A 1,157-nucleotide genomic window follows, 5' to 3' on the forward strand; every position below is an offset into this window, starting at 1 on the left:
TAGTGTCGCGTAATTGAGATCGTTTACTTGTCGTTGTTGGTGAGGAGTTTGCGGACCTCGGTGTGGACCCAGCGGACCTTGGCCAGGATCTCGCTGGGGGTCGCGGTCCAGACGAACGGTTTCGCGTTGGTGTTCCACGCGGTGACGTAGTCGTTGATCGCCCTGGTCAGTCGGGTGACGGAGGTGAAGGTGCCGCGTCGGATCGCCTGCCGGGTGATGATCCCGAACCAGATCTCGATCATGTTCAACCACGATGAGCCGGTGGGGGTGAAGTGGAAGACGATCCGGGGGTTGGCGGCGAGCCAGGCTTTCACCTCGTCGGTGGCGTGGGTGGACAGGTTGTCCACGACCACGTGCAGTTCGCGGTCGGGGTAGGCGGCGGCGACCGTTTTCATGAAGGTCAGGAACTCGCTGCCGCGTCGTTTCGGGAAGCATCGGGCGGTGACCATGCCGGTCGCGGCATCGAGAGCGGCGAACAGGTTCGTGGTGCCGTGCCGGACGTAGTCGTGGGTGCGTTTCTCGGTGCGGTCGAAGTCGATCGGCAGCAGCGGCTGGCTCCGGTCGAGAGCTTGGACCTGCGTCTTCTCATCGACGCAGAGGACGACCGCCCCGTCGGGCGGGTTCAGGTACAGACCGACGATGTCGACGACCTTGTCAGCGAACGCCGGATCCCTGGAGAGCTTGAACGTGCCGGACCGATGCGGCTGGAGCCCGTGCTGGCGCCACAGATCGGCGATGAAGTTGTGCGACACCGTGATGTTCTCGTGTGCGGCCAGGTAGTTCGCCATCTCCCGGCTCGACCAGTGCGTCAGACCGGTCACCGCCGGTGGCGCCATCCGGCTCAGGGCGAGGATCCGCGCCCGCACCCGTCCGGGAACCTCCGCAGGCTTACCCGGCCGGGGCCGATCGGCAAGACCCGCCACGCCATGGGCGTGATACCGGCGTACCCAGGTGTTCACCGTCGGACGCGACACCCCGGCCAGGACCGCGACCTCCTCCGCGCTACGGCCCTCGTCGCGCCACAACACCATCCGCGCCCGCCCCGCCACCACCGCGTCCACCCGCCGGTCACCGACCAGACTGGACAGTTCAGCCCGCTGCTGCTGCGTCAACCCCACGAGCCAGAGTCAATCACCACGAAGTAACACCAAGCCACG

At 66.1% G+C, this 1,157-nt stretch carries 1 protein-coding gene; it reads right to left on the reverse strand.

Going from position 1 to position 1,157, the window contains the following annotated elements; translation table 11 throughout:
- Positions 1–23: 23 nt before the first annotated feature.
- Positions 24–1,118: an IS630 family transposase gene (locus tag ABGB21_RS36845; RefSeq protein WP_347681772.1), complete on the reverse strand. Its 1,095-nt coding sequence runs from the start codon at positions 1,116–1,118 to the stop codon at positions 24–26.
- Between the last annotated feature and the right edge of the window lie 39 nt (positions 1,119–1,157).

Source organism: Plantactinospora sp. B24E8 (assembly GCF_039871735.1).
Classification (GTDB): Bacteria; Actinomycetota; Actinomycetes; order Mycobacteriales; family Micromonosporaceae; genus Plantactinospora.